This window comes from Aerococcus agrisoli (assembly GCF_003797145.1).
GTDB lineage: Bacteria > Bacillota > Bacilli > Lactobacillales > Aerococcaceae > Aerococcus > Aerococcus agrisoli.
Genome location: NZ_RKMG01000001.1, coordinates 132,883 through 159,583, shown reverse-complemented (window position 1 = coordinate 159,583; position 26,701 = coordinate 132,883). Strand labels below are relative to the sequence as shown.

The following is a 26,701-nucleotide window of genomic DNA, read 5'->3' as shown; positions in this document are numbered from 1 at the left end:
TTGCCTTCTTTAGCTCGCAATAATTAGAGCTAAATCGAGGTTCCAGCACCCCCTAGATTTAAGTTCCCTTTTGTGCCGTGGTAGAAAGGCCCCAAGTCTAGGAATTTTTCATGAATTGCTCTAACCCTGCTTTGGATGTTAACATTTCAAGATTATTAAATATTTCCTCTTCGCTCCAGTTCCACCATTGTAGCTTTAGCAAGAATTCAATCTTTTCGTCACTAAAGCGTTTTTTGATAAACTTAGCTGGATTCCCACCATATATTGTATATGGCTCAACACTTTTCACTACTGTTGAATTAGCGGCAATAATCGCACCATCACCAATTTTAATACCCGGCATAATGGTAACATTTTGACCTATCCATACATCATTGCCAATCACTGTATCTCCCTTAAAAGGAAGTTGTTCAATTGTAGGAGTCACCTTTTCCCATCCATGGCCAAAGATATTAAAGGGATAGGTTGTAATTCCATCCATTCTATGATTTGCACCATTCATAATAAACTTAACACCCTCTGCAATTGCACAGAACTTTCCTATTATAAGTTTATCCCCTAGAAATTCGTAATGGTGCTCTATATTATCATAAAATTTCTCCGGTGTTTTTTTATTATCGCTATAATAGGTATTTTCCCCAATCTCCACATTGGGTCTTTTAGGTAGATTGCTTATAAAACAAACCGTCTTTATATTTTCATTTGGATAAAGTTTTTTCTTATCTGGTCCTATCATAAAATATTAGCTCCTTTAATCTTTAATTACTTCATTACCTTAATTCGTTTCTTATTTGCTCTTTCCATTTATTAATATTAACGATTGCATTTTGCTCCCGACCTAAATATATATCTTCAATTGTCATAGGCCAAAGTCTTAGTTCACGCTTTCTTGCGTTGCTTGGTAAAGGGTTTGTTATTTTGCTTAATGACTTTACTATTTCTCGATTTTTCTTAAGAATATATGGTGTATCCCAATCATTATCAAAAGCGTTAATAAAAAGATTTACTAAATTTGTATATCCTTCTTCAGTAAAATTCGAAGGATGCTGGATCATATAGCACGAAACAAGCCAAAAATGTAACTCATATAGCTTTGGATCATTATGCTCCCATACAAGAGGGAACCCGAATAGCTCATGGCATGAAAAACCATCGGTCTCTTTAGCTCCACATTCTATACATCTCCCAGATTTCATGACTGTGTTATTATCAACCACCTATAACCAACCTCCCTTATTTAAATTATTTTAATATTCATTAATGTAATGTTTGCCAAAGAAAAAAAGTCTTTTTACTTTAACAACGAAGCCGCCAGCCAGAGAAGACTATTCTGACCAGCGACTACCTTAAGTTTAATGTTTCAGATTTATTTTCTTATCTTTGATTTCATAAATCACATCAGCCACATTATCAAGCAACCGTTTGTCATGGGTGATAAACACTATAGTTCCAGCATACTCCTTCATTAAAATTTCCAAAGCCTCTAAGCTTGGTATGTCAAGGAAGTTGCTTGGTTCATCCATTAGTAGGATGTTATATCTGCCCATAAGCATTTTAGCTAGCAACAATTTAATAATTTCTCCGCCGCTTAAAACAGCTAAGCTTTTCCCAATATCGTTCTGTTTAAACCCCATGGATGCTAGCACTGAACGAATTTCTGAAACATTGTAATCACAATCCTCGTGCATAAACTCCATGACATTTTGATTACTATTATACTTGTAACCATTCTGTGCAAAGTAACCTATTTTTGCTTTAGGTGAAATAGATATTCCATCTTCACGGTTTAAGATCATTTGGAATAAAGTTGTTTTTCCGGTTCCATTACCACCAGTTAACGCCACTTTTGCTCCAAGCGGAATTTGAAAAGATGCATTTTCAAACAATACTTTATCTCCAAATATTTTAGTAATTTCCGTACCGACAATAGGATATGGATTGTGGAGCTCCAATGCTTTACTTTGCCTGAAACGAATCCTGCGAATGTCTTCTGGAGCTTCTATATTTCCTAATGCCGCAATCCTATGCTCTAGGGACTTAGCGGCATTATGCAACTTTTTTTCCTTACTTCCTGTTGATTTTTGATGAGCTAAACGGCCTCCCCCTTCAGTACTTCTTTTCTTTGAGGCACCTTTTGCCTTCTGTTCTATTTTACGAGCCTGTTTTCGCTTTTCCTCCGCAGCCCTTTCCAATCGGGCACGTTCCGCAATAAATTGTTCGTATTCTGCAGCTTGGCTCTTGCGTTCTTCCTCTTTCTGACGAAGATAATCAGAATAGTTTCCCCAATACTCAGTGATTTTGCCATCTTTCAGTTCCCATATTTTATCTACTATTTCATCAAGAAAATAGCGGTCATGGCTAATAACTAACAGTGCACCTGTAAAATATTTTAACTGTCCAATTAGAAAATCAATTCCTTCACGGTCTAAATGGCTCGTAGGTTCATCCGCTAAAATACCATGAACCTGTGCCGATAAGGCCTGTGCTATTTTAAGCCTTGTTTCTTCACCACCGCTCATGGTCTGTATATTTAATTGCTCAACACCGAGCTTGCCTACAAGTGCAAAATCTTTTTCCTCCTGCAAAGTTACTTCGTCCAACTGGGGAATATAGGCAAGTTCACCCAGACGATTCATTTTACATCCTGGGGGAGTTAATTCTCCTAAAAGTACCTTGAGTAAAGTGCTTTTTCCTGCACCATTTGCTCCTACTAAACCAATACGGTCATAATCATATACTTCTAATTCATTTATATCTAAAACATCGCGTCCTTTGAATTCCACACGAATGTCTTTTGCTTTTAATATCAATTCCATAACATTTTCCTCCTGTCTATAATCGCACGTTTTCATTTGCTTGTACGCAGGGAAAACCCTGCGATTTTAGCAGGAAGAATTACATGAAAATTAAATACATAAATATGTCCCTCCTATGAATTTTGTTTTAAATCTAATTTTCTAACCTCAGTTATCATCGGGCAAGCTATGGCAATGCCCATAATTAAAACACCTGATAGTAAAAACCAATGATTTACACCGATTCTATCAGCAAAGAACCCAGATAGAATTAACCCAATTGGCATAGCAAGTGACATGATACTTCCGGTCAAAGAAAATACACGTCCTAAATATTCAGGCTTAATTTTCTCCTGAAAAAGAGCTGTTTGCACACCGCTATAAAATGGCACCGAAATCCCCATTATTGCACAGCAAACTACAAATATTACAAATCCATTTGGAGGAAGTATTCCCGAAACGGCTAAACTGGCCCCCATTATAAAAAATGAACTTGTTATTAGTAATACACGCTTTTCGAAGCTCCCTAATCTTCCTAACAATAAGCCTCCTGCTAGCATTCCAGATGCAAAGGAAATTTCCGTAATAGAAATATGCACAGGTGTTCCATTAAAGTATTCCATGCTTATTAAAGGAAATAGTGCATTAATTGGCATATAAACAAAAGTATATAGTGTTCCTAAGAGTAATAAGGCAAACAATCCTTTGTTTTGTCTCAGGACGACAATTCCTTCTTTCATTTCTCTTATGAAATTTGGTTCCAAACTTTGCACTTGATCACCCAGCTTAGGTATACGTACAATTGCTACCGTAATAGATGCAATCACAGCACCCAATACGTCGATGGCAATAATAGCATTTAATTCCCAAACAGAATATAACAATGCTGCAACCGCCGGACTAACAATATAGCTTATAGACTGCAAAGACTGACTATAGCCTGCACATTTCGTAAGCTGTTCTTCTGGTACTAAAAGTGGAGTAACCGCATTGAGAGCCGGGGTATGAAAAGCTGTTCCAATGCTACGGATAAACAATACTACCATAACCATCCAGATAGGTAACTCCATATACAATGCAACAATAGCTAGCACTGCCCCAGCTGCTGCGATAATTAAATCAGCACCAATCATTATCTTCTTCCTATCATGACGATCCACTAATACACCAATGGCTGGTCCAAAGACCGCATAGGGTAAAAAACCTACAAGTGAAGCCATAGACAAGACCATCGCAGATCCTGTTTTTTCTGTAAGGTAAAAAATAATCGCCATTTGCAGGATGGCACTAGTGATTAATGATACTGCCTGCCCTGCCCATATTGTATAAAACTTAAGTTTCCAATTGTTGTATTTTTCCATTTTTGTTATCCCCTGCATATTATTTTGCTTGAATTTCTATTTTGAATAGCATTCTAGGCAATAAAAAATGCAGGCCTAAGTCCACAATGTGGCTTTTGGTCTGCATACATACAATATAGAAACATTCATAATAAAGACATAGTTAAATAAAGGTATAGTTAAATGACCTATATCCTCACCGTAACTAATGAATGCTCAATATCGTATAAATAAGCACAACAAAAAAGCCTATCATCGGGGATAGATTCTGCTTTTTTTATTGCCAGCTTATCTTAAACGCATTGAGGCTGTCATAGTTTCGGTTCCTCCTAAATTCTTATTTGTATCAGCGTATATTTTATCACAATAAGGTTCTATATTCAACACAAAAAATATAAAGGGAGGAAATACCGCCAAAGGCGATAGTTTCCTTAATTGCGGTTGACTCAATAATCTATATCATTTCTTCAATCTTCACACCTGACTTAAACTCCACCTCAATCCTGTCATCGCGGATCGTAACTTTTTCAATAAGCCGCCTTACCAACTGCTCATCATACTCCTCTAACTCACAGGATTGCTCATTCAAAAAATCAGTCATTTCAGCGATTCGTTGCCTTTTCCCTTCTCGCTCTGCATTCTCTACAAGTGCATTTTGCTTTAACTCCCGAAGTCGATAAATTTCGTCAGCTACTTCTTCATAGTCATTCTTGGACTTTGCTTGTATAAGAAGCTGTTGTTGTAATTCTTCCAATTTGCCTTCAATATCATCGGTGGCATTATCATTTTCTTCATTAAATACAGTAGCTATGTTTTTCTGCAAGGTTGAGAGGAAGGGTTCTTTTTTAGCCAAAAGCTCGTTAATAGCCTTGACCACTGCTGTCTGCAATGTTTCCTCGTTTATGGTAGGAGCAGTGCATTCAGACCCTTTTTCCTCCAATCGGCTAACACATCTCCAAACAATAGACTTGTAGCCTCTGTTATTCCAATGTACCCGTCGGTAAATATCGCCGCAGTGTCCGCAGTAAACAATACTCGATAAAGCATACTTGCTGCTATAGACTCGCTTTTTACCGCCTTTGCGGCCACGAAGATTTGCTCTTCGAACCATCTCTTCTTGAACTTGCATAAAAAGCTCCCTTGGAATAATCGGCTCATGGCTGTTTTCTACATAATACTGGGGAACGATGCCGTTATTCTTGACCCGCTTTTTAGAAAGGAAATCAACCGTATATGTCTTTTGTAGAAGGGCATCACCGATGTACTTTTCATTCTGCAATATCTTTTTTAGTGTTTCTGGTCTCCATTTGGCTTTGCCTGCCGCTGTAAGAATACCGTCTGCTTCTAGTCCTCTTGATATTTGTAAAAGACTAGCTCCTTCAAGGTACTCTCTATAAATCCGTTTAACAACCTCTGCACCCTCGGGGTCGATGACTAGTTGCTTGTTTTCATCCTTGGTGTATCCAAGGAAACGCTTATGGTTGACCTGGACTTCACCTTGTTGATATCGATACTGAATGCCCAGCTTAACGTTCTGACTTAAGGATTGGCTTTCCTGTTGGGCAAGGGAAGCCATAATAGTCAGCATAATTTCACCCTTGGAATCCATGGTGTTGATATTTTCTTTTTCAAAGAATACAGCGATGTTTTTATCTTTTAACTGACGGATGTATTTAAGGCAGTCTAACGTGTTTCTGGCAAATCGGCTGATGGATTTTGTAATGATCATGTCTATTTTTCCTGCCATACATTCCTCAATCATGCGGTTGAACTCTTCACGCTTTTTGGTATTTGTACCTGTGATACCATCATCCGCAAAAATCCCTGCCAATTCCCATTCCTTGTTTTTCTTAATATAGTTTGTATAATGTTCAATCTGAATTTCATAACTTGAAGCCTGCTCCTCACTATCCGTTGAAACACGACAGTAATAAGCCACTCGTATTTTGGGTTTGCTCTCACTAGTTTTATTATTTCCGACTCGTTTAATTGCCGGAATCACTGTGACATTTCTACTCACTGCCACTTGTTACACCTCACTTTCTATCAAACTGTAGGCATATTCCGCCTGCTTGTATGGGTCTTCATATTTTTGCACCAGAGGTTTTGCTTTGAACTTTACAGGGTAATCCGTTTTCGGTTCATCTTTAGGTTCCCTTATCCTCCCGAGCTTTTCTGCTCGTTTTCGTTTTTCTTCTCTGGCTTTTTCAAATGTCTCCTCATCAATAATGGGAGGGTAAAATTCATCGCCTAGGTAGTGCTTGTTCTGCAACATCTTACCTGCTGTGGCATGATAACAATCTATCCCAGCTTTTTTAGCAGCTTCCTTCAAAGAAAGGCCTGCCAAGTATCCGGAAAATAATTCTTTTACCTGCTCAGAAGTCTTTTCATCCACAACAGCTTTTCCATCTTCAATTCTATATCCATAGGGTGTGTGACCCATCTAATTCACCAACCTTTCCTTCAATGTGATTCCACATTTTAATTCAAAACCTACTTCCTCCCGTGAAAAGACAATAATCCTCTCTACGTAATCTTCAAACAACTCATCCTCATAAGCTGTGAGCATTTTGGACTTAGTGGCAAACTTAAGCAGACGGTCAACTTCATCTACTTTAGCAAAATTGCCATTGACGGAACGAGTAAGTTGATCCTTTTCGGCAAGAAGCCTTTCTCTTTCTGCCTCCAGTGCATTCTTTTCTTTATTAAACAGAGCAGGTTCCAGATACCCTTTGGCCATTAAACCTGTCAGTACTTGGCTCTGCTCCATGTTGTTTTCAATTTTAGTTTCCAACTCTTCAATTCTACGAAAACTCGCTGCATTGTTTTGGTTACGTAACCCATGAAAAAGTGGTCTTAATATAAACTTCTGACCGAATATGAGTTTATTCATCATCGTAACAAATGCAGTCTTTATATCTTCATCTCGAATGAACTGCATGGAACATTCCGTTATATTGCTGATATGCTTACTGCAGCACCAAGCAATGTATTTTCTTGTACCAGATGAATGAATCCGTCTTTTAAAGGTACTGCCACATTCCGAGCAGATAATTTTGCTAGAAAAGGAATATCGGTTTAGATATTTACTGTTGCGTTTTTCGATTCCTTTTTCCTTGGCTCTCTGATTGAGAATGGCATCTACAGCTTCAAAATCTTCAGGGCTGATAATTGCCTCATGGTGGTTTTCTACTAGATACATATTTTTTTCACCATAATTGGTGTGCCTGTTAAAATGGCTATCAGTATAAGTCTTTTGCAAAATAACATCGCCAGTATATTTTTCATTGGTCAAAATCCCTCTAATCGTAGTAGCTGTCCAACGACCACCTCTTTTTGAAGGGATACCCTTTTGATTAAGATCATTTGCAACTTTCTGTGTGCCTTTGCCCGATAATACCTCTGCAAAAATATACTTCACAATTTCAGCTTGCTTGGGGTTTATTATCATCTGACCGTCAATGTTTTGATACCCATATGGTGGGTAGGAAATTTTAAAGGTTCCGTTTTGGAATCGTCTTTGAATGGCCCACTTCGTATTTTCGGAAATGGAAATTGACTCACTTTCTGCAAGCCCACTTAAAATGGAGAGCATCAATTCGCTCTCCATTGAACTCGTATTGATGTTTTCCTTCTCAAAATAGATATGAACCCCAAGGTCGATCAGTTTTCGAACCATCTCCAAGCAATCTGTAGTATTTCTGGCAAATCGGCTAATTGACTTTGTAATAATTAAGTCAATTCTCCCAGTTTCACAGTCTGATAACATTCTAAGTAGGTCAGAGCGGTTTTCCTTTTTCGTGCCGCTGATACCCTCGTCATAATATAAGCCTGCGTATTCCCATTCTGGATTAGCCTTTATATAGCTCTCATAATGGGCCTTTTGTGCTTGCAAGCTGACAAGTTGTTCATCACTGCCTGTAGAAACTCGACAGTAGGCAACTACTCGTGTTTTTGGCTTAATAAAAGAGTTGGCCGTATTTCCTTCTATTTTCGTTATCTTTTTCATCCTCTCACCTCCTTCTTGGTAGGTCACATATTACCTCTGAAACCCTTATATATCAACGATTTGAGGGCATTATCTCCTTCAAAAATGGAGAGAAAGTTTGGCGATTTAGTGCGTCTATTTTGTTGAATTCCACTTCCGTTATTAAGCCTTTTTCGAGCATCTTTCTAAGCAATTTTTCTGCTCTATAATAATCAAATTCTCTTTGAAGCACCTCAGCACTTAAATATTTCTTTTTTGGATTTAATAGTAAATCTTGTTTATCTGTAATTTTAGTTATCTGCATATAGGCAACCTCCATTTCTACAGGGAAAACCCTGCACCTATATGCAAAAATCCTTGATGATTCGAACCCCTAAAAGGCAAAAAAAATGACCCAAAGAGCTGTTATACTCCTCGGGTCATAAAAATTAGCTGTTCGTTAATCGTACTTAATAAAGGCATCGGTAAAACCAGCTTTCTTAGCTTTGGCAAGTTGCGCTTCCGCATTGGCTTTTACAGAATAGGCACCGATTTGCACACGATAATATTTCTTTTTCTCCTGTTCTGCAGGCTTCTCTCCTTCACTTAATAGCTTTTTCACATCCGCTCTGAAGGTATCCATGCCTTTTCCATGCTTTGGAAACCAGTTTTTCGGATCGCCATGATTACTTGCTATGCCTTTTTGATATCCTTCACAGTGACCAATAACATCTTTTTCGGTCAAGTTATAGAGCTTGCAGAGATACACACACAGTTCTACCGCTTCCTTATAAACCGCATTAAAATACGCGGCATCGGTCAAACCGTCCTCGCAGATTTCAAAACCAATATGAGTATCGTTTGCCTTTCCACCTGCATGCCATCCACGATGGTTCCATGGCAGGGTTTGATAAGTGGCAATTGAACCATCCTTAAGCTTTCCAATGAATGCATGAACACATACTTGCCTCCCACCTGGTTTATCCTGATTCCAGTGATTGTTGTACTCGTTTACACCCAACAGGCCATCGTCCGGTCCAACGTATCTACGAAGATACGGATTATTTGCACCAGTGCTATGAACCATAATGCCCTTCGGTGTAATCTTTCTGCCTGCCTTATAACACGCATTTTCAGTTAGAATAAGTTTCCTCAGATTCATTACTCATTTCCTCCTTTGTTATGCAACTGTACAAGAATGTCTTTTAACTGTTCTGGTATTGGCAGTCCTAGTCGACCAGCATTTTCTAGCATAGATATTCCTTCATTGGAGCAATAGAAAAAGATAATGGCTGTCCGGAGCACGCTACCCTCTCCGATAAGGTTCGTATCAATCATATGTCCAATTCCGACCAAAACAAAAATAAGCACCTTCTTAAAGATGCCCCTAAATCCGATCTCACTAGATAGCTTCTTATCAACAATGGCACACATGACACCAGTGATATAATCAGCTACCATCAATGCCACTAATGCATATAAAAAACCATCAAAACCTCCTAAAAACCAGCCCAAGAATCCACCAAATGCTGTAAGTGCAGCTTGTACCCAATTCCATATTTCCTTCATGATTTTTACCTCCTTCATGATTGGTGAATATATAAAAAGAGTGCCTGCAATTTTTCGCAAACACTCCTGAATCGTTAATTATATTTGTTTAGGCAGTGCCTCCCAAAGTCTCATATCCTCCTGTCCTAAAGACCATATGGCAATTCCTCTAAGCTTCCATCGATACGCTGCCTCGTTTGCCCAATAAACAAGGCTGTCTACATCCTGATAATAAAGAATAGAAAAACCGTCAGCATCTCCAAGAAACAAACGTGAAATCCAGACATTGATGTCCTTGGGCACGATTTTTACTGAATAATCATTTCCACAGGCCAGCGGCAAAAGCCCTGAATGGAAGAAATCATAATCCATAGAGATGTCCTGGTTTCGTGTAGAAGCTTCCTCCACATCATTGTTAACTGTGAAAACCTGAAACTCACTATCCCATGTTACACCGGTTCTTGCCAGCCGCCCATACTCAGTTGTGGTTCCATCCGGGAAGGTTACATCAAACCTTTCATAAGGTTCATAAGTCCAGGCATCTCCCAGTCTAAGTAATTCGCATAGAATACGTCCATCAGACCGAACCCCGGCATACCCTCCTGAAAAACCACTAAGCGTCGCTGTAAAGCGCAAAACATTGCTTGCTCCAGAATAAACCCTCACAGAGTTACCTCGTATCCTCATTTCAATGGTGTACATTCTTGGATTTGAGCGAAGATCTGCTGATGCCGTTTTAACGATTTCAGTGGCATAACTGCCGATTAGAGAAGAACCATTATATAGTTCAATACGCTGTGTATTAAAGTTTAAACAGCAAAAGACATTACCACAAAAAATGCCTGCACGACCACTTCCCTCTGGAGTAAAGGCCAACCTTGCCCGCAAATGAACATCTGAAAATCCGCTATACTTCCACGCCACTTGGCCATACCCGTCAAGCTGCGAATAGGGACGACTGGCGGGATCATTTTGATTTTGCCATACCTGCCACTCGCCGCTAAGTGCTGTCCAGTAGCTGGAGGGAAGTGGATTGTCATCTCTGAAGTCTTCATACCAAATTAGTGCTGAATCAGGCTTTCTGCGTAGCACCTCAGTGGTCAATATAAAACCTTTATCGGGTTCAGCCATTAAACCGTTCACATCTTTAAATTTGCGAGGGGATAGCATAAACTCTGCCTCTCCAGCAGAAGGTTCTTCAGAAAAACTCGAACATACTCGAAATCCATAGAACTGCACACCTGGTACTGAGGTACTAACGCTGACAGTATGGATACCAGCTGAAAGAAATACACCAGAAACCAAAGAAAGCCAACAAGTTGTTCGCCAGTATGGCCACCACAGCCTATTCTCGCTAAATACCTTACTTGTCCCGTCAAGTGAAACATGAATACTATTCTTATCCCAGAAGGGAAATGAGATGCGAATGGCTACATCATAAATACCAGCAGATGAAATTTCAAATTCGTATTCGGCTTCACCTTCTTCACCAAGTGTTATCATTTGAGAAGAAACCGATACATTATCAGTATAGCTATCAGGGGTTCCGCCACTACGATCTACATATATCGTGCCAAATTCAGTTTTTTGCTGCTTGCTGTAGGCAGTCAAATACCTGCGACGGTTATAAGTTTCACCCAGTAAAGGATAGGTTCTTGAAACTGCATCCCAGCCTTCCATGTAGTCATACACATGTGGCAAGGCCCAAGGCACCTTATCATAATCATCCCAATACGCTATGATAGGAATCATGGGCTGTGGTGGTCCATCATCTGTAAAGTTATATCCCCCTGTCATCCAAAGCTGTGCCGCATAATATGTGTTTGAAATCCCACGATAAGTGATGCCCAGATTTTCTGGTGTATCGTGGATTCTCCAGTTCCAACCATATGCAGGCAGTCCTAAAAAAATTTTTTCAGGAGTCATAACCCGGACTGCATAATCATAAATGCCTTCCAACCAATCCCTGGGAGATACCGGACCCGGTGCAGATCCTGCCCATGCCATGCCATAACTCATAATCGTTGCTGTATCACAATAGGGATTCAAGTCTTCATAAACACACCAGTTTTCGCCACCAACCGAGCCTTGTACTCCAGTCATGCCCGGTAGACAAATATTTACGAGTTTCGAAGAATCATAGGCTTTGACAGTGTTATATATGTCTCGAAATAGATCATTAGCAGCATCCTTGTTTTCATAGCCACCTCCACGTTCCAAGTCTATATCCACTCCAGCACACCAAGGATACTTATTCATGATGCGAATAATCTCAGTAAGAAATTTATCCTTTGCACCATTGGTGTTATTTCTAAGGGCTGTAAAAATAGAAGCCGTACCATGATTCATGATTGTAAGTAGCCATTTGATATGAGGCCAGCGGTTAATGTAAGTAAGCATACTGGATATGCTTGTTCCTGTTTCTGTTATGGTCCCGGTGATATCCACTTCAAAAGTAAAAATACCCACCGTATCAATTCGATCGCCATAGTCTCGTAGCGCCTGATACATGCGGGCATTTCCCATGAAACTCCAAACCATGCACCGCTTACCTTTTAGGTAATCAATCAAGGGCGCTCACTTCCTTCCTGCATTTCTTGAAATTCGAACAATAACCGAGCTGATTTTCTGTCCTCTAGCTTCACCACATGTTTGCTATCACCGGATGCTGTATATTGAAAAAATCCTTCCTTATCAGTTGGATTTCCATTCTTTAAACACTGTCTGGTTGATGCTAGTAGTGAAAAGGTATCGCCTGGGCTAGCGACCTCTTTAAACTTTACCCTATGCGCCCCTGCCCCTTGAGACAATTGGATACTACCCGCAGCCATATTCTGTATAGGATAGATATGACAGTCAAGACCTGTGGAAGTTGAACCCAGATTGAAGAGAATAACCGTCTCTCCGCTACGAACCACTCCGTTATAAAAACGAGCGGGAACAATAACACCGCCCTCCCGGAATTTTTGAAGCATCGTTTCTGTATTAATTGTATAACCGGTTAGACGATCACCTTCCTGAGCCTGAATATCAGTGAAATAAACAGTACCTGTGCAATCTCCAAGAAGTAGTTTCACTGTTACGCTTACTACTCGTTTATCCTCTTTACAATGAATCGTCTCAGCAAACCTGGTAAATGTAACTGGCATCTGCACCACCTACCCATCCAACGTCCACTTAATTTCTGATACATGACCAATCCAGCCCGTAGCAACAGAACCACCTTGCAAAAGCATATCTGTAAAGAACACCTCACCAGAACAATCAGTAATGAAAAGACGGATGGTAAGCGACTTAAAAAAGGCTCAGTTTCTAACCCGACTGCGTGGTGAAATAGCAAAACGCGGAATTATTGATGTACTTCGTAATGGAATTAAGGTTTATCCTGCCGACCTGGTTATGTTTTATCTAACACCAAGTGAGAAGAACGTAAAAGCAAAAGCTCTATTTGAGCAAAATATTTTCAGCGTTACACGACAACTCCAATATTCAAAGGACGCGACTCGTCTTGCGCTTGATCTGTGCATTTTTATCAATGGCTTGCCTGTTATAACATGCGAGCTTAAGAATCAACTTACAAAGCAAAATGTTGATGATGCGGTTTATCAATACAAAACTGATCGTGATCCAAAAGAACTGCTTTTCCAATTTAAACGCTGCATGGTTCATTTTGCAGTAGATGATGCAAGAGTCAAGTTCTGTACTAAGCTTGATGGTAAAGCTTCCTGGTTCTTGCCATTTGACAAAGGGTACAATGATGGTGCCGGCAACCCTCCAAATCCTTCTGGTATAATGACAGATTATTTATGGAAGGACATCCTTGAGAAATATATGCTTGCACATATAATCGAAAATTACGCTCAAGTTGTTGAAAAAGTAGACCAGGAAACAAAAAAGAAAACATATACACAAATTTTCCCACGTTACCATCAACTGTCTGCTGTTGAAAGTCTCCTTGCAGATGTACGTCATAATGGTGTTGGCCAGAGATACCTGATTCAACACAGTGCAGGTAGTGGAAAATCAAATTCTATTGCATGGCTGGCTCATCAACTCGTAGGGCTCGAAAAGAATGGCAAAGCCATCATTGACTCTGTGGTCGTTGTTACAGATCGTGTAATACTTGATAAACAAATTCGGGATACGATAAAACAGTTTATGCAGGTTTCTAGCACTGTAGCATGGGCAGAACACTCTGATGATTTAAGGAAGGCAATCAATGGCGGTAAGAAAATTATAATAACTACTGTCCATAAGTTTCCTATTATTCTTGATAGTATAGGCTCAGAACACAAAGGGCGCTCTTTCGCCATAATTATTGACGAGGCCCATTCATCACAGAGCGGTAACATGTCGGCTAAGATGAATATTGTATTATCAGGTGAAGTTACTGGAGAAGAGGAAGATTTTGAAGATAAAATCAACCGTCTTATGGAAGGACGCAAAATGCTGAAGAACGCCAGCTATTTTGCATTTACCGCTACTCCGAAAAACAAAACCCTTGAAATGTTTGGTATCCCATACCAAGACGGAGATGAAATTAAACATCGTCCGTTCCATGTATATACAATGAAGCAAGCAATTCAAGAAGGTTTTATTTTAGATGTACTTAAATACTATACCCCTGTTGACAGTTATTACAGGCTTGCTAAAACCATTGAAGATGATCCTTTATTTGACAAGAAAAAAGCACAAAAGAAACTCCGTCAATTTGTAGAAAGCAATAAATTTGCCATATCACAAAAAGCAGAAATCATGGTGAACCACTTTCATGATCAGGTTATTTCAAAAGGGAAAATCGGAGGAAAAGCGCGAGCTATGGTGGTTACGAGTAGTATAGAGCGCTGTATAGAATACTATTACGCAATTAATAAATGCCTTGCTGACAGGCGTAGTCCTTATAAAGCTATTATTGCTTTTTCTGGGGAAAAAGAATATGGTGGTAAAACTTTAACCTCTGCAGCAATTAATGGCTTCCCAGATAATACAATTGAGAAAGTGTTCCGTAAGGATCCATATCGATTTCTTATAGTGGCTGATATGTTCCAAACGGGTTATGATGAACCACTACTCCATACAATGTACGTTGACAAAATGCTATCTGATATAAAGGCTGTTCAGACTCTATCTCGACTGAACCGCTCTCATCCACAGAAACATGATACTTTTGTACTTGATTTTGCAAATAAAACAGAGACCATTGAAGCAGCATTCTCAAAATATTATCGGACAACTATTCTGTCTAATGAAACTGATCCCAACAAGCTTTATGATCTCATAGCAATTATGGAAGCCCATCAAGTATACGAAAATGGGCATGTTGATTCGCTTGTTGAACTTTACTTAAATGGTGCAGATCGCGATAGGTTAGATCCTATCCTCGATGCATGTACTGCTATTTACAAAGAGCTGGATGACGAAGGGAAAATTGAATTCAAAAGTGCAGCAAAAGCATTTGTTCGAACATACGGCTTTCTTGGAGCTATTCTTCCTTACGGTAATGCAGAATGGGAAAAGCTATCAATATTTTTAAATTTATTAATACCTAAACTTCCTTCTCCCAAGGAAGATGATTTATCTCAAGGGATACTAGATTCAATTGATTTAGATAGTTACCGAGTGGAAGCTCGTGATTCTATGTCTCTTGTATTAGATGATGCTGACGCTGAGATTGGCCCTGTACCTGCTGGTCGTGTAGGTGGCATAGTGGAGCCAGAAATGGATTTGCTTTCTAGCATTCTTTCATCATTTAATGACTTGTTCGGCAATATAGACTGGAACGATGCTGATAATGTTCGCCGCCAAATTCTAGAAATACCAGGAATGGTTACAAAAGACGAGCGCTATATTAACGCAATGAAAAATTCAGACAAGCAAAATGCGCGTATGGAAAGTGAACGTGCCCTTCAGTCTGTTATATTTAGTATAATGGCCGATAATATGGAGTTATTTAAGCAGTTTAATGATAATCCTTCGTTTAAGAAATGGCTGTCGGATCTTGTTTTCAATTTAACGTATAACCCTGAAGGAAAGCCATTTGAAACTCCTTCCAATGATTCAAATAACAAATAAGCTGCTACGAGGGAGGTAAAGGATTATGGCTAAACGAGGAAAAAGTATAAATCTGTTTTTAATGGATGGCACACCAAACGGGAGAATAAAGTGTACTCTTGCTAATTGGACAGGCGTGGCTTACAAAATACCTCGAACAGAACTAGATAAGTGCAAGGGACGCGAAGATTTATCACAGAGCGGTGTTTACTTCTTATTTGGCACTTCCGATCAAACAGACGACAATATGGTTTATATTGGTCAAGCTGGAGTACGAAAAAATGGAGAGGGTCTTCTCTGTCGGTTGATAGAACATAAGCGAAATCCTGATAAAGATTATTGGACAGAGGCTGTTGTATTCACTACGTCCAATAACTCCTTTGGTCCCACAGAGATAAGTTATCTTGAGAACCGCTTTTGTGGACTTGCAGTAGAGGCAAACCGGTATGTGGTTAAGAATGGAAACGACCCTACTCCAGGAAATATAACTGAGGAAAAAGAAAGTGAGCTTGAAGAGTTCATTGATTACGCTAAGATTATAATGGGCACTCTTGGACACAAATTATTCGAACCACTAACAGATAAACCAAAAGCAGCTATCACTGTAGAATCTCCCGAAGAAGAATTGCTTCTCTTTATGAAGCGAAAAAGTCGTAAGAGTGGACAAGTAATTGAGGCAAGCTGTAAGCAAACAAACGAGGGCTTTGTCGTCTTACAAGGCAGTCGTATAGAAACTATAGATTCTGATAGCATTCCACCTGGAATTAAAGAACGCAGACAAAAAGCCAAAATAGATGAAAATGGAATACTTCAAGAAAATATCTTATTCCGTAGTCCATCATATGCTGCTGCTTTTGTCATCGGGGGCCATGTAAATGGACTGGTAGAATGGAAAACGAAAGACGGGGTATCATTGAAAGAAATAGAAAACAGTGAAGAAAATTAAGCGGAAATTTACATCCATCCTGTCTCCTCAACCCTGTTAATATATCTAACCTATCAACTCAACCCTATCACTTTCAAGGCAGTTGATATGTTACCGCAACAATAAAAATAAGGGTTTTCTGACATTATTTCTTCCGGCAAAGTAACCGTGAGAAAAACCTAATGTCTGGAAACCCTTTATTTATCAGTATTTTTAGTAGAGCTACTTCTCAACCCTTGACATCAATACCACGCACTCGACGTGCCAAGTTTGCGGGAACATATCTAATGGTTGAACTTCGGTGAAGTCATAACCTGCCTCAACAAATTTAGCAACGTCGCGTGCCATCGTTGTTGGGTTACATGATACGTAAACAATCTTATCTGGATTTGCTTCAATTGTTGAGTTGATGAAGTAGTCATCAAGTCCTTTACGTGGTGGATCGACCACGACAACGTTTGGTTTAACGCCGGCTTTGACCCATTCGCCCATGACTCTTTCAGCTTGGCCAGTTTCGAAGTGTACGTTATGTATGGCATTTTTCGCAGCATTATTTTTCGCCATCTTCACAGCGTCAGCTACAACTTCTACCCCATAAACGGTCTTGGCTTTTTGGGCAAGTGATAAAGTAATGGTACCAATACCTGAGTATGCATCAATAACTGTTTCGTCACCTTGTAAGTCTGCAGCTCGAATCGCTAATTGATACAATTTTTCAGCTTGTGGTGTGTTAATTTGGAAGAAAGATTTGCTTGAAATTTCGTAAGTTAAATCAAACATCTTATCTTCGTAACGGTCTGCACCATAAAGGATATGTTGTTGGCCTGACATGACAACATTTGTTTGTTTCACGTTGGCATTCAACATAATAGACACAACATTTGGTAAAGCTTCTACAATTTCACTTACAATGGTTTCTTCTTCAGGTAATGAATGACCATTCACAACGATGATGACCATCATTTGATCAGTGTAGTAACCTTTACGAATCACAAGATTACGGATTAACCCGCTGTGATGTTGTTCGTTGTAGCCTTTTAAATTATGTTTGTTTAAGATAGCAACGATGGTGGCAATTGCTTCATCGATGCCTGGTAATTGAATTTTGAAGTCTTCAACAGGAATGATGTCGTGTGAGTTTTTACGGTAGAAACCTGAATATAATTGACCCTCTTCGTTGGTGCCAATTGGAATTTGGGCTTTGTTACGGTAGTTGAATGGTTGGTCCGCTGCTACTGTTGGGTGAACAGTACGACCTTTATCCAAGCCGAATTTATGTAGGGCATCTGCCACTTGTTTTTGCTTGAAGGCAAGTTGTGCTTGGTAAGTCATGTGTTGTAATGGCATAGTACCAACTTGGCTTGATACTTTATCAACTAATTCAACCCGGTCTGGAGAGGCTTTTTTCAAGTCAATCATCTTACCGTAGCCGTATTTTTTGCCGACAGAAACGACTAAAATCGTTCCTTCTTCGCCTGTTAGGGCATTTTCAACAAAAATTGGATAGCCTTCAACTTTGGCTACGCCCAATCCTTGGAATGTTAAATCTTCAATGGTGCCCTCAAAGGTATCATTTTTTTGTACAGGTGTTGTATATTTTTGTTTCACGTTCATCATCCTTTTCTTCAGTCTTTTCATTCTACCACGCTTTACTGGATTGACAAAACAAGGACAAAGGAATCCACCCTTTATGGAAGGATTCTCATTTTGGCCTACTCTTTTCTATCAATAGTCCCATAACTTATGCGCATCTATTGCGTTACTTGTACTGCTGCCCTATTCAATTGATCGTTTAGTTTCTAATGCACTGAATTGTTCATACAAATCAGAGGCGATATCGGCCATCTCTTCATTAAAAATGCGTTGATTGTGGCCATATTGTTCTGCGGTATTCACAACGAGTGAAATATAGAATTTTGGTGCATTTTCAATGGTCAATTGGACCAAATCTAAATGTCGGTCAGCAATAATTGGGGACATGAAAGCCAACATATGTGACGTACTCGCTATTGATAAGGCTGTTCTAATCTCTTTAGTATAAAGCAGTGTTACCTCATCTTCTAAGTGGTTCGCTGCTAACCAGTCATGGAAAATACGTTGATGCGTATACCCTTGTGACAAAGACAGTAACGTCTCACCCTTCAAATCAGCTGGGGTAATGAAGCTTTTCTTAGCTAATGGGTGGTCTGCCTTCGTCCACAAAGTAAACGCCTCTTTTAAAATGGGTGTCTGTTGAATGCTTTCATCGGAAATATTAGGTTTATCGTGGCCGACAATGGCAATTGGTACTTCCCCGGTTTTAACAAGTTCGAACATGACATCTGAACTTTCTTCTTCGTAAAAATGAATATCTGGGCTAGCCTTCTTCACTTGTGGAATAAAACGCGGCCATAAAGCCCCACCAATAGTAGGGAGAAAACCGAATGAAACAACATTGTTGCTGGTGTCTCTAATTTTTTGTTTGGTCGCTGCTAGTTGTAAGACGAGCCTATTGGAAAAATCTAACAATAATTCACCCGTTTCAGTTATGGTCATGCCCTTGCTAAATCGTTGGCGATTGAACAAATTTGTATCAAATTCTTCCTCTAAACGTTTCACAGCTAATGAAATTGTGGGCTGGGAGACAAAAAAATTGTGCGCTGTTTCAGTATAATTTAGGGTTTTCGCTAAATCATTAAAATAAATAAGATCTTGGATATTCACTGTTTACCTCCAAAATGTACGTGGTCATAAGCATTTTATTGCTATTAATTCTCTCTATTATATATTAACAGAATTTATAATACTATAAATTTAATGAATTTGTTCGTGAAGCGCTTTCAAAGTATTATTATAGATAAGAGATACAAAATCGTTCTAAAAATAACAAAAAATGGAAATAAGGAGAAACAAAAATGAAAATCATCAAACAATTGTTTTGGATTTTCCTATTCTCATTATTGGGTACAATCGTCTCTGAATTAATTTCATCATTCATTGCGATTCCTGGTAGTGTAATTGGGATGATTCTAATGTTCTTCGCGCTACACACTAAACTATTGGATATTGAAAAAGTAGATAGCGTAGCAACATGGATTACAGCAAACATGGCTATTTTATTCGTACCATCTGGGGTTGGTATCATGGCTAATTTCGATGTCTTAGCGGACAGATGGTGGCAATTAATTATCATCATGCTAGTAACAACTACCCTTACTATGATTCTAGTTGGACGTAGCGTTCAAGGAATCAAGCGTCGTGATGATGCTAAAAAATTAAATAAAGAAAGAATGGGGGACTAGCCAATTATGTTAGAAACACTTATGAATAACTCAATGTTTTGGGTAACATTAACTATTGGTATCTACTTACTTGCAGACTACTTAAATAAAAAATGGCCTAACCCATTATTTATACCACTAGCTTTCTCGATCATCGTCATTATTTTATTCCTTTTATTCACGGGTATTCCACTAGAAACCTACGATAATAACGGTGGTGGCTTCTTCAAACTATTCATCACACCTGCGACAGTTTCTTTAGCTGTGAAACTTGAAAAGAACTTTGAATACTTGAAACAATATGCGAAACCAATTATCTTATCGATTTTAACAGGTGTGATTATCCATACAGCAATGATTTATATTTTTGCGTTAATCTTCAATTTCGGACCAGAAATGGTTGGTACATTGATTCCTAAATCAGTTACAACTGCCATCGCAGTTGGGGTTTCTGATTCATTAGGTGGGATTGTCTCTATCACAACCGCCGTTGTTATCTTTACAGGTGTTATCGGTGCTGTTATTGGTGAGAAAGTTTACCAGCTTGCAGGAATCGACGACCCAGTTGCGCAAGGTATTGCCATGGGTACTTCTGCCCACGCTATGGGTACAACTGAAGCAATCAAAATGGGTGAAGTTCAAGGTGCAATGTCTGGATTATCAATGGTTATAACTGGTATCACTGTAGTAGTTTTATCACCACTTACAGTACCAATTACAAACTTATTATTCGGCTAATCACACTTCATATTTTACCAGTAATACCAAATCTCTCATAATTTTAAAACGATAAAAAAAACGGATCTTTGCGATCCGTTTTTTTGTTGCCTATTCATTTAAATACGAACGGTAAATTGCCCCATAACGCGCGATAAACTCAAGATACTCATCGACACCAATCGCTTCATTGATGGTATGCGCATCCGCCATATCGCCTGGACCATAGATGACAAAATCAAAATCATTGTCAACATCAGTAAAAATTGCCCCATCGGTTGCGGCACTCAACCCGCGGTTTTCCGCATCCGGATCAACCGCTAAGATGCTCGCGACTAGGTCCGAGTCATTGGCACCGTCAGCAAATTGATTATTTTGTAGAATATTCAAGGCCAATGACCCCTGACCTTTGGCATTAATACTGTCAATCGCCTCATTAAAAATACCAATCACCACATCGTTGCCCACCTCTGGCACCGTGCGGGCGTTTCCTGATAGGATGGTTGCCTCTGGCACAGAATTAATCTGGTTGCCCCCTGCAATCATAGTAAAGACATTTAAAGTAGCACCCAAGGTATCATTGTAGGCTAACTTGGTTGCGGCTGCCATTTTGGCATTGGTCTTATTGATGAACTCATTGATTAACAAGATCGCATTAATGCCCTTGTCAGGCGTTGAAGAATGGGCAGCTCGGCCATGTGCAATGACCTGATACTGAATAGAACCCTTATGTTTCGTATGATAGAAGGGTTTCGTTGGCTCTGCAATCAGCATACCTGTGATATCTTGTGTGAATCCCATTTGGGTCAGCTGTTCAGCCCTCATCATACCAACTTCCTCGCCAACGGTTGCCAAAAGACGGACTGTCCCCTTGAAGGGCTCATCAGATGCTTTCAGTTCAATCATGGCGATAATCAGCGCCGTTAAGCCAGCCTTCATATCTGTTGTCCCGCGTCCATAAATCAGGCCGTCATGGATCTCAGCAGCATACGGTGGAAAATCCCACAAGTCGGCATTACCGGCATCTACCACATCCATATGCCCCGAAACCGCCAAAATTTTCCCCTGGTCTTGACCATGAATTTCAGCCACCAAGTTGGCACGCCCGTCACTATAAGGAATAATGCGCGCATCAATCCCGTATGCTTCAAGCAGATTTTTATAATATAAGGCCACAATCTCTTCATTGCCATTAGGTGACTGAATTTGAATCACATCTTGAAGAATACGAATTTTCTCTTGTCTATCCATTTCAATCTCCTTAGAAAAAGACGATTATTTTAATACTTTACGTTCAAATGGATCTACAGAGAAGCCTTTCGCTAAGACATCTTTCGCATATTCTTGTGCACCCCATAGCGAATGGTCACGGAAATTACCACATTCGCCACGTTCAGTACCTTGTACGTCAGTCCACTCTGCTTTCACAACATCTTCTAATACTTTCGTCATTACAGTAGCCACTTCTTCAACAGACGGTGTGCCCCATACAATCATGTAGAAACCTGTACGGCAACCCATTGGTGAAATATCAATGACGCCATCTAGGTAGTCACGAGTGTAAGCTGCTAATAAATGCTCCAAGGTATGGATGGCACTTGTCGGCATAGAATCTTCGTTTGGTTGTAAGAAACGCACGTCAAATTTAGATAATTTGTCGCCTAATTGTCCTGTTTCTGCCCCCGCCACGCGGATATAAGGTGCTTTTACTGCATCATGATCTAATGTAAAACTTTCAACTTTTGCCATTTCAATAACTTCCTTTTCTATGATTCATTATTTTTAACCTGTACTTTTCTAACTGCTTTTTCATTTTACCATGAATCCACCTTCAGTCAACGGGGCGGCCTGATTCTTTGAAATCACCTGACGAACACTCGTGATTGGCTATTCTTATCACTTAACACCTTGCTTCATTTATACCGCAACATTTGCTGACGTGCAGTAGCCTACTTGATGCACCTATCCAGAAAATATTCAGCGCCAATCATGAGTGGCCTGTTGTTAGTATGAAAAGTGACGTATTAGACATCAAAAGTCCACTAACCTTTATCACAGGTGACTGATATTTCCGGGTAAGTCACATACCTGGTTAACCTATGACAAATCCTGGTAGATAAGTCACTACTATTCACCATGTGTGCCTTTTTCCCACAAACAAGTCACAAATCCCCGGCATCTTGTGGCCTATCATTTGACATAAGTCACACGCGATTTCAAACGAATGCTCATGACCAAAGCGCGTGGTGAAAAGGCCTGCATATGCTATAATTTAAGCAAGATTCAAAGGAGAAGATAGCATGAAAGCAGCCGACAGAAGAGACGCATTATTAAATGCCCTAACCAATGCAAGAGGACCACTAAAAGCCAATACCCTAGCCGATGCCTTCGGAGTCAGTCGCCAGATTATTGTAGGCGATGTAGCGATTTTACGCGCTAGTGACCACGATATCATCGCAACCAATCAAGGCTATCTATTAGCCACAAAAGCCACCGCCCAGGATAACAGCCGTTACCGAGGTAAAATCGTCTGCCAACACGATTCTGACCAGGTAGTCAATGAGTTAGCTATGATCGTTGACCGAGGTGGCTGGGTGGAAAACATTGAAATTGATCACCCTTACTATGGCATCATCAAGGCCACATTGACCATTCAATCGCATGCCGATATTACACATTTCACCGCAGAAATGGCTAGCCATAAAGGTGCCATGTTGTCATCATTGACGAATGGGATTCATTTACATACGATTACTGCACCAGATAAAACCGTATTTGATGAGATTAAACGCGACTTATTCGCTGCAGGCATCCTGCTAGACGAATCAATCTAGGTTAGTATCAATTGTATCTTTCTCGTATGTCAAGACACCTGTCTTGACACCTCTACTATTCAGGGCGTATGATGGAGAAAAACAAACTTTGGGAGGATTACACATGCAACGCAATGAGGTTAAAAAAACAACACAAAACTTAACGATTACTGGTCTATTGACCGCGATTGGTATCTTTATTCCAATGATTATGCCTTTTAAAGTCGTGATTGGCCCCGCATCATTCACACTTGGTTCACATGTGCCAGTTGACATGGCCATGTTCAGAAAACCTTCGACTGCAGCAATCGTTGCAATTGGTACAACAATTGGCTTCTTAATAGCTGGTTTCCCAATCGTCATCGTAGCTCGTGCTTTGACCCATCTAATTTTCGCAACAATTGGTGCCTACTACTTACAAAAATTTCCTAAGACCCTTGTAAAAACTGCAAGCCGTACAATTTTCAGCTTATGGGTCAACATTTTACACGGTCTTGGTGAAGTCGCAATTGTTTATATTCTAACCGCTACAGGCGTTAGTGCACCTAGCGATGGATTCTTATATACCTTAATCGTCTTAATTGGTATTGGTACCCTAGTTCATGGTATGGTCGATTTCGAAATCTCTTACCAAATTACAAAAGCCATTGAAAAACGCGCACACCTTAACTTTGCACAAGTTGAACTTTAATCACTATAGATAGGCATACGAAAAGACCGGACATCAATCTGTCCGGTCTTTTTCTATTTATGAAACGGGCATTTCTTTCATGCGGGCATGGATTTTCCGTAATGAATGCACATACTGGAAGATTTACGGTTTTTTCAAGTATGGGTTTTCATATTTGAATATTTGCGGTATTTTTCAAGTATGAGATTTCATATTTGATTTTTGACATCATTTTGTCAAATATAAATCCCCATACTTTATGCTTATATTTATTGNATTTGATTTTTGACATCATTTTGTCAAATATAAATCCCCATACTTTATGCTTATATTTATTGTATCAAGTACGCAATTTCATATGAGAAAATTTGGCCATTTTTTCGACTATGAGATTTCATATTTGAATTTTGGCATCATTTTGTCAAATATGACCTTCCCATTTTTGAATATATAGCTAACGATTTGAATACGCTCTTCACTTTTTGTCCACAATCTCAAACTATTCAGTAATAACCTTGTTCACAAGACAACAAAAGCGATTGGAACCACCTGCCCCAACCGCTTGTTCTTTCCACTAGATTCTGCCTATAAATTATTTCAAAAATACTGCGTCTGTCACCAGATATTCGTCACCTTCAACCGCTTGACGTACAGCGTCGATTCGTTGTTTGGTCGCTTGTCTGAAGAAGGCAAGGTCGTTCAATACCGTTACGAATTGGAAACCTTGTTCAATTCGGTTGGTTGCATCTTCAGGACCAGCCGTAAAGATACCTGGAATGACGTCTGCATCTTTACAGGCACGCAATACGCGTTGAATATTGGCTTCAAGTTCGGGACTTGTAGACGGATCTTCCACACCCATAGCATGGGCAAGGTCTAGACGACCGATATAAACACAGTCAATCCCCGGCACTTGCACGATTTCTTCAATATTTTCCACAGCTTCTGGTGTTTCACATTGGACGATAACCATCGATTTTTCGTCTACTTCACCGTTATTATAGTTTTCGTAAGCCCCCCAAAGTGGTCCACGGCCAATCCCTTTACCGCGGATCCCGATAGGTGGCATCTTGGTATTTTGGATGACAAATTCAGCTTCTTCAGCCGTATTAATCATTGGTACCATCAAACCATGAATCCCCACGTCCAACATTCGACCCATCATTGGACCATCTTCTGGATTATACACACGGGCATAGGGTGCAACACCATATAATTCAGCCGCACGAATCATATCCACAGCTGTTTCTAGGCTCGTTTGGGCGTGTTCAAAATCGATCATGGCAAAATCAAAGCCATTCACGCCTAAAATTTCCACATTCATGGATGAACTGGAGGCTACAAATGCCCCAATTGCATACCCTTTTTCCTCAATTTTTTCTTTGACTAGGTTTCTCATTTCCATAACTATCATCCTTTCAAGTTGGCTGTTTTTATCGCAAAATCCAATCACTAATAAGCACTGTTCGTTACACCCTATTAGTCGATAATATTAAAACCTTCATAACCTTGCTCTTTTAAGAATTTACTGTAAATGTCATTATAATCTTCACGCGCTGGTGCAAAAATATCCACGTTAATCACTGTTTCAGGACTATCGTATACATGAATATAATGCTCCACACCTTTGGGAACGACGACCCACGAACCAGCTGTCATTCGGAAAGGTTGACCGTCCACATAATAATCACATTCCCCTTGTAAAATCCAAGCGATTTGCTGATGATCAGCATGCGTATGTGGGTTTAATTCGTTGCCGTTATCCACACGATTACATGTGATATTCACACCCTCAGCACTCATAGCAAATACCGCCTGATCAATCCCTGCACGTAAGGGTCTGTATGGTAATTCGTTTACGTTTCCAAAATCTACCTTGTCCAATGCCATCGTTCATTCCTCCTAGATTTGTTTCCTTAGTTATATATTAGAAATAGATTAGAAATATCTTGAGACAAACATTAACACCCTATCTGAAAATTGACAAGTCACTTTGTGCAAATTTATTTGTATAAAAAATACAAATGTCCATTAAGCTGATTTTATCCTTGCTAAGAAAATAACGGCGCTTATATGATGGAAAGCTTATTTCATGATCGTTTACACAGGGGGATTAGTGGTTTTGAGGTCCCTTAATAAAATACAATTTATGTATTTTATGTGTTTGCAGGCTTGTTTTTGGATTGAATTTACGCCTTTTCACAATATAGAGATAAAATTTTTTGCTATAAAAACCCCATGTGTCCAATGTTTGTTACCAGTTCCTAAAACGCATTATGAAAATTATATGAGAAATCACTTGATAATTTAATTTATCGATGTTAAGGTTATAGCAACAAAACAAAAGGAGCGTGGACGCAATGAATATGCAAATGAATCAAAAACATATGACAGATCAATTGTGGTCTGTGACTCCAGTCAACCTAACACATACATCTTTATTATTATTATTATTAGCTAACTAGGATTGTTCCAGATCATTTGGAAGAGTCCTATTTCTCGTGAATGCGGGCTCTTAGCTAGTAACACAGCGGGCCTTTACGAGGCTCGCTTTTTTTATTGGCTTAATCACCACTATTGGTATCCATGTTTAAGGAAAAGCATGGTGAAAGGAG

At 39.5% G+C, this 26,701-nt stretch carries 24 protein-coding genes; 6 read left to right on the top strand and 18 right to left on the bottom strand.

What is annotated here, in order from left to right; all coding sequences use genetic code 11:
- Positions 1-97: 97 nt before the first annotated feature.
- The 12 genes from EF384_RS00640 to EF384_RS00585 all read right to left on the bottom strand — a co-directional run bounded on the left by EF384_RS00640 (position 98) and on the right by EF384_RS00585 (position 12,799).
- Positions 98-736, bottom strand: coding sequence for a Vat family streptogramin A O-acetyltransferase (locus EF384_RS00640; RefSeq protein WP_123779058.1), 639 nt, complete (start codon positions 734-736; stop codon positions 98-100).
- Between the two features lie 34 nt (positions 737-770).
- A complete protein-coding gene (locus EF384_RS00635) occupies positions 771-1,217 on the bottom strand; it encodes a DUF5946 family protein (RefSeq protein WP_123779057.1) in 447 nt (148 codons plus the stop codon).
- A gap of 135 nt (positions 1,218-1,352) precedes the next feature.
- Complete coding sequence (gene msr(D), locus EF384_RS00630) at positions 1,353-2,816, bottom strand: ABC-F type ribosomal protection protein Msr(D) (protein WP_123779056.1); 1,464 nt, start codon at positions 2,814-2,816, stop codon at positions 1,353-1,355.
- Between the two features lie 113 nt (positions 2,817-2,929).
- A complete protein-coding gene (gene mef(A) / locus EF384_RS00625; RefSeq protein ID WP_123779055.1) occupies positions 2,930-4,156 on the bottom strand; it encodes a macrolide efflux MFS transporter Mef(A) in 1,227 nt (408 codons plus the stop codon).
- Positions 4,157-4,589: 433 nt separating this feature from the next.
- Positions 4,590-6,161 (bottom strand): recombinase family protein, encoded by a 1,572-nt coding sequence (locus EF384_RS00620; protein WP_123779054.1) that lies wholly within the window; start codon positions 6,159-6,161, stop codon positions 4,590-4,592.
- A gap of 3 nt (positions 6,162-6,164) precedes the next feature.
- Positions 6,165-6,578: a recombinase family protein gene (locus EF384_RS00615; RefSeq protein ID WP_000510187.1), complete on the bottom strand. Its 414-nt coding sequence runs from the start codon at positions 6,576-6,578 to the stop codon at positions 6,165-6,167.
- Positions 6,579-8,144 (bottom strand): recombinase family protein, encoded by a 1,566-nt coding sequence (locus tag EF384_RS00610; RefSeq protein WP_024400883.1) that lies wholly within the window; start codon positions 8,142-8,144, stop codon positions 6,579-6,581.
- 52 nt (positions 8,145-8,196) lie between these two features.
- Positions 8,197-8,427 (bottom strand): SHOCT domain-containing protein, encoded by a 231-nt coding sequence (locus EF384_RS00605; RefSeq protein ID WP_024400884.1) that lies wholly within the window; start codon positions 8,425-8,427, stop codon positions 8,197-8,199.
- A 135-nt stretch (positions 8,428-8,562) separates the two neighbouring features.
- Positions 8,563-9,264, bottom strand: a complete 702-nt coding sequence (locus EF384_RS00600) for an N-acetylmuramoyl-L-alanine amidase (protein ID WP_033860797.1) — start codon at positions 9,262-9,264, stop codon at positions 8,563-8,565.
- On the bottom strand, positions 9,264-9,671 hold the full coding sequence (locus EF384_RS00595) for a phage holin family protein (RefSeq protein WP_033860798.1): 408 nt from the start codon (positions 9,669-9,671) through the stop codon (positions 9,264-9,266). Before EF384_RS00595 ends, EF384_RS00600 begins: the two co-directional genes overlap by 1 nt.
- Before the next feature lie 78 nt (positions 9,672-9,749).
- Positions 9,750-12,221, bottom strand: a complete 2,472-nt coding sequence (locus tag EF384_RS00590; RefSeq protein ID WP_033860799.1) for a glycosyl hydrolase family 18 protein — start codon at positions 12,219-12,221, stop codon at positions 9,750-9,752.
- The gene (locus EF384_RS00585; RefSeq protein WP_033860800.1) at positions 12,218-12,799 is read right to left on the bottom strand and encodes a hypothetical protein; all 582 of its coding nucleotides are present in this window, start codon (positions 12,797-12,799) and stop codon (positions 12,218-12,220) included. Before EF384_RS00585 ends, EF384_RS00590 begins: the two co-directional genes overlap by 4 nt.
- Positions 12,800-12,920: 121 nt before the next feature.
- Here EF384_RS00585 and EF384_RS00580 point away from each other — a divergent pair, with 121 nt between their 5' ends.
- Together EF384_RS00580 and EF384_RS00575 are read left to right on the top strand one after the other, a co-directional pair.
- Positions 12,921-15,722, top strand: a complete 2,802-nt coding sequence (locus EF384_RS00580) for a type I restriction endonuclease subunit R (RefSeq protein ID WP_199729684.1) — start codon at positions 12,921-12,923, stop codon at positions 15,720-15,722.
- Between the two features lie 25 nt (positions 15,723-15,747).
- The gene (locus EF384_RS00575; RefSeq protein ID WP_123779053.1) at positions 15,748-16,647 is read left to right on the top strand and encodes a GIY-YIG nuclease family protein; all 900 of its coding nucleotides are present in this window, start codon (positions 15,748-15,750) and stop codon (positions 16,645-16,647) included.
- 201 nt (positions 16,648-16,848) lie between these two features.
- On the opposite strand, the gene rlmD is transcribed toward EF384_RS00575, so the two are convergent.
- Positions 16,849-18,240, bottom strand: coding sequence for a 23S rRNA (uracil(1939)-C(5))-methyltransferase RlmD (gene rlmD / locus EF384_RS00570; protein WP_123779066.1), 1,392 nt, complete (start codon positions 18,238-18,240; stop codon positions 16,849-16,851).
- A gap of 162 nt (positions 18,241-18,402) precedes the next feature.
- The gene (locus tag EF384_RS00565) at positions 18,403-19,329 is read right to left on the bottom strand and encodes a LysR family transcriptional regulator (protein WP_123779052.1); all 927 of its coding nucleotides are present in this window, start codon (positions 19,327-19,329) and stop codon (positions 18,403-18,405) included.
- A gap of 191 nt (positions 19,330-19,520) precedes the next feature.
- Between EF384_RS00565 and EF384_RS00560 the strand changes: the two genes are divergently transcribed.
- A complete protein-coding gene (locus tag EF384_RS00560; RefSeq protein ID WP_123779051.1) occupies positions 19,521-19,907 on the top strand; it encodes a CidA/LrgA family protein in 387 nt (128 codons plus the stop codon).
- Positions 19,908-19,913: 6 nt separating this feature from the next.
- A complete protein-coding gene (locus tag EF384_RS00555; protein ID WP_123779050.1) occupies positions 19,914-20,624 on the top strand; it encodes an LrgB family protein in 711 nt (236 codons plus the stop codon).
- A gap of 90 nt (positions 20,625-20,714) precedes the next feature.
- Here EF384_RS00555 and EF384_RS00550 read toward each other — a convergent pair whose 3' ends face one another.
- Positions 20,715-21,854 (bottom strand): ArgE/DapE family deacylase, encoded by a 1,140-nt coding sequence (locus EF384_RS00550; protein ID WP_123779049.1) that lies wholly within the window; start codon positions 21,852-21,854, stop codon positions 20,715-20,717.
- Between the two features lie 24 nt (positions 21,855-21,878).
- Positions 21,879-22,352: an S-ribosylhomocysteine lyase gene (locus EF384_RS00545; protein ID WP_094518576.1), complete on the bottom strand. Its 474-nt coding sequence runs from the start codon at positions 22,350-22,352 to the stop codon at positions 21,879-21,881.
- A 551-nt stretch (positions 22,353-22,903) separates the two neighbouring features.
- Here EF384_RS00545 and EF384_RS00540 point away from each other — a divergent pair.
- Together EF384_RS00540 and EF384_RS00535 are read left to right on the top strand one after the other, a co-directional pair.
- Positions 22,904-23,437, top strand: a complete 534-nt coding sequence (locus EF384_RS00540; RefSeq protein WP_123779048.1) for a transcription repressor NadR — start codon at positions 22,904-22,906, stop codon at positions 23,435-23,437.
- A 103-nt stretch (positions 23,438-23,540) separates the two neighbouring features.
- On the top strand, positions 23,541-24,107 hold the full coding sequence (locus tag EF384_RS00535; protein ID WP_123779047.1) for a hypothetical protein: 567 nt from the start codon (positions 23,541-23,543) through the stop codon (positions 24,105-24,107).
- Positions 24,108-24,678: 571 nt separating this feature from the next.
- On the opposite strand, the gene EF384_RS00530 is transcribed toward EF384_RS00535, so the two are convergent.
- Complete coding sequence (locus EF384_RS00530; protein ID WP_123779046.1) at positions 24,679-25,491, bottom strand: HpcH/HpaI aldolase family protein; 813 nt, start codon at positions 25,489-25,491, stop codon at positions 24,679-24,681.
- Between the two features lie 74 nt (positions 25,492-25,565).
- Positions 25,566-25,976, bottom strand: coding sequence for a cupin domain-containing protein (locus EF384_RS00525; protein WP_094518580.1), 411 nt, complete (start codon positions 25,974-25,976; stop codon positions 25,566-25,568).
- Between the last annotated feature and the right edge of the window lie 725 nt (positions 25,977-26,701).

Excerpts from the sequence above, each read along its gene's own strand:
- EF384_RS00640 (WP_123779058.1), bottom strand. The coding sequence starts at position 736 with ATGATAGGACCAGATAAGAAAAAACTTTATCCAAATGAAAATATAAAG.
- EF384_RS00615 (WP_000510187.1), bottom strand. The coding sequence starts at position 6,578 with ATGGGTCACACACCCTATGGATATAGAATTGAAGATGGAAAAGCTGTT.
- EF384_RS00610 (WP_024400883.1), bottom strand. The coding sequence starts at position 8,144 with ATGAAAAAGATAACGAAAATAGAAGGAAATACGGCCAACTCTTTTATT.
- EF384_RS00605 (WP_024400884.1), bottom strand. The coding sequence starts at position 8,427 with ATGCAGATAACTAAAATTACAGATAAACAAGATTTACTATTAAATCCA.
- EF384_RS00600 (WP_033860797.1), bottom strand. The coding sequence starts at position 9,264 with ATGAATCTGAGGAAACTTATTCTAACTGAAAATGCGTGTTATAAGGCA.
- EF384_RS00595 (WP_033860798.1), bottom strand. The coding sequence starts at position 9,671 with ATGAAGGAAATATGGAATTGGGTACAAGCTGCACTTACAGCATTTGGT.
- EF384_RS00585 (WP_033860800.1), bottom strand. The coding sequence starts at position 12,799 with ATGCCAGTTACATTTACCAGGTTTGCTGAGACGATTCATTGTAAAGAG.
- EF384_RS00580 (WP_199729684.1), top strand. The coding sequence starts at position 12,921 with ATGAAAAGACGGATGGTAAGCGACTTAAAAAAGGCTCAGTTTCTAACC.
- EF384_RS00575 (WP_123779053.1), top strand. The coding sequence starts at position 15,748 with ATGGCTAAACGAGGAAAAAGTATAAATCTGTTTTTAATGGATGGCACA.
- rlmD (WP_123779066.1), bottom strand. The coding sequence starts at position 18,240 with ATGAACGTGAAACAAAAATATACAACACCTGTACAAAAAAATGATACC.
- EF384_RS00560 (WP_123779051.1), top strand. The coding sequence starts at position 19,521 with ATGAAAATCATCAAACAATTGTTTTGGATTTTCCTATTCTCATTATTG.
- EF384_RS00555 (WP_123779050.1), top strand. The coding sequence starts at position 19,914 with ATGTTAGAAACACTTATGAATAACTCAATGTTTTGGGTAACATTAACT.
- EF384_RS00550 (WP_123779049.1), bottom strand. The coding sequence starts at position 21,854 with ATGGATAGACAAGAGAAAATTCGTATTCTTCAAGATGTGATTCAAATT.
- EF384_RS00545 (WP_094518576.1), bottom strand. The coding sequence starts at position 22,352 with ATGGCAAAAGTTGAAAGTTTTACATTAGATCATGATGCAGTAAAAGCA.
- EF384_RS00540 (WP_123779048.1), top strand. The coding sequence starts at position 22,904 with ATGAAAGCAGCCGACAGAAGAGACGCATTATTAAATGCCCTAACCAAT.
- EF384_RS00535 (WP_123779047.1), top strand. The coding sequence starts at position 23,541 with ATGCAACGCAATGAGGTTAAAAAAACAACACAAAACTTAACGATTACT.
- EF384_RS00530 (WP_123779046.1), bottom strand. The coding sequence starts at position 25,491 with ATGGAAATGAGAAACCTAGTCAAAGAAAAAATTGAGGAAAAAGGGTAT.
- EF384_RS00525 (WP_094518580.1), bottom strand. The coding sequence starts at position 25,976 with ATGGCATTGGACAAGGTAGATTTTGGAAACGTAAACGAATTACCATAC.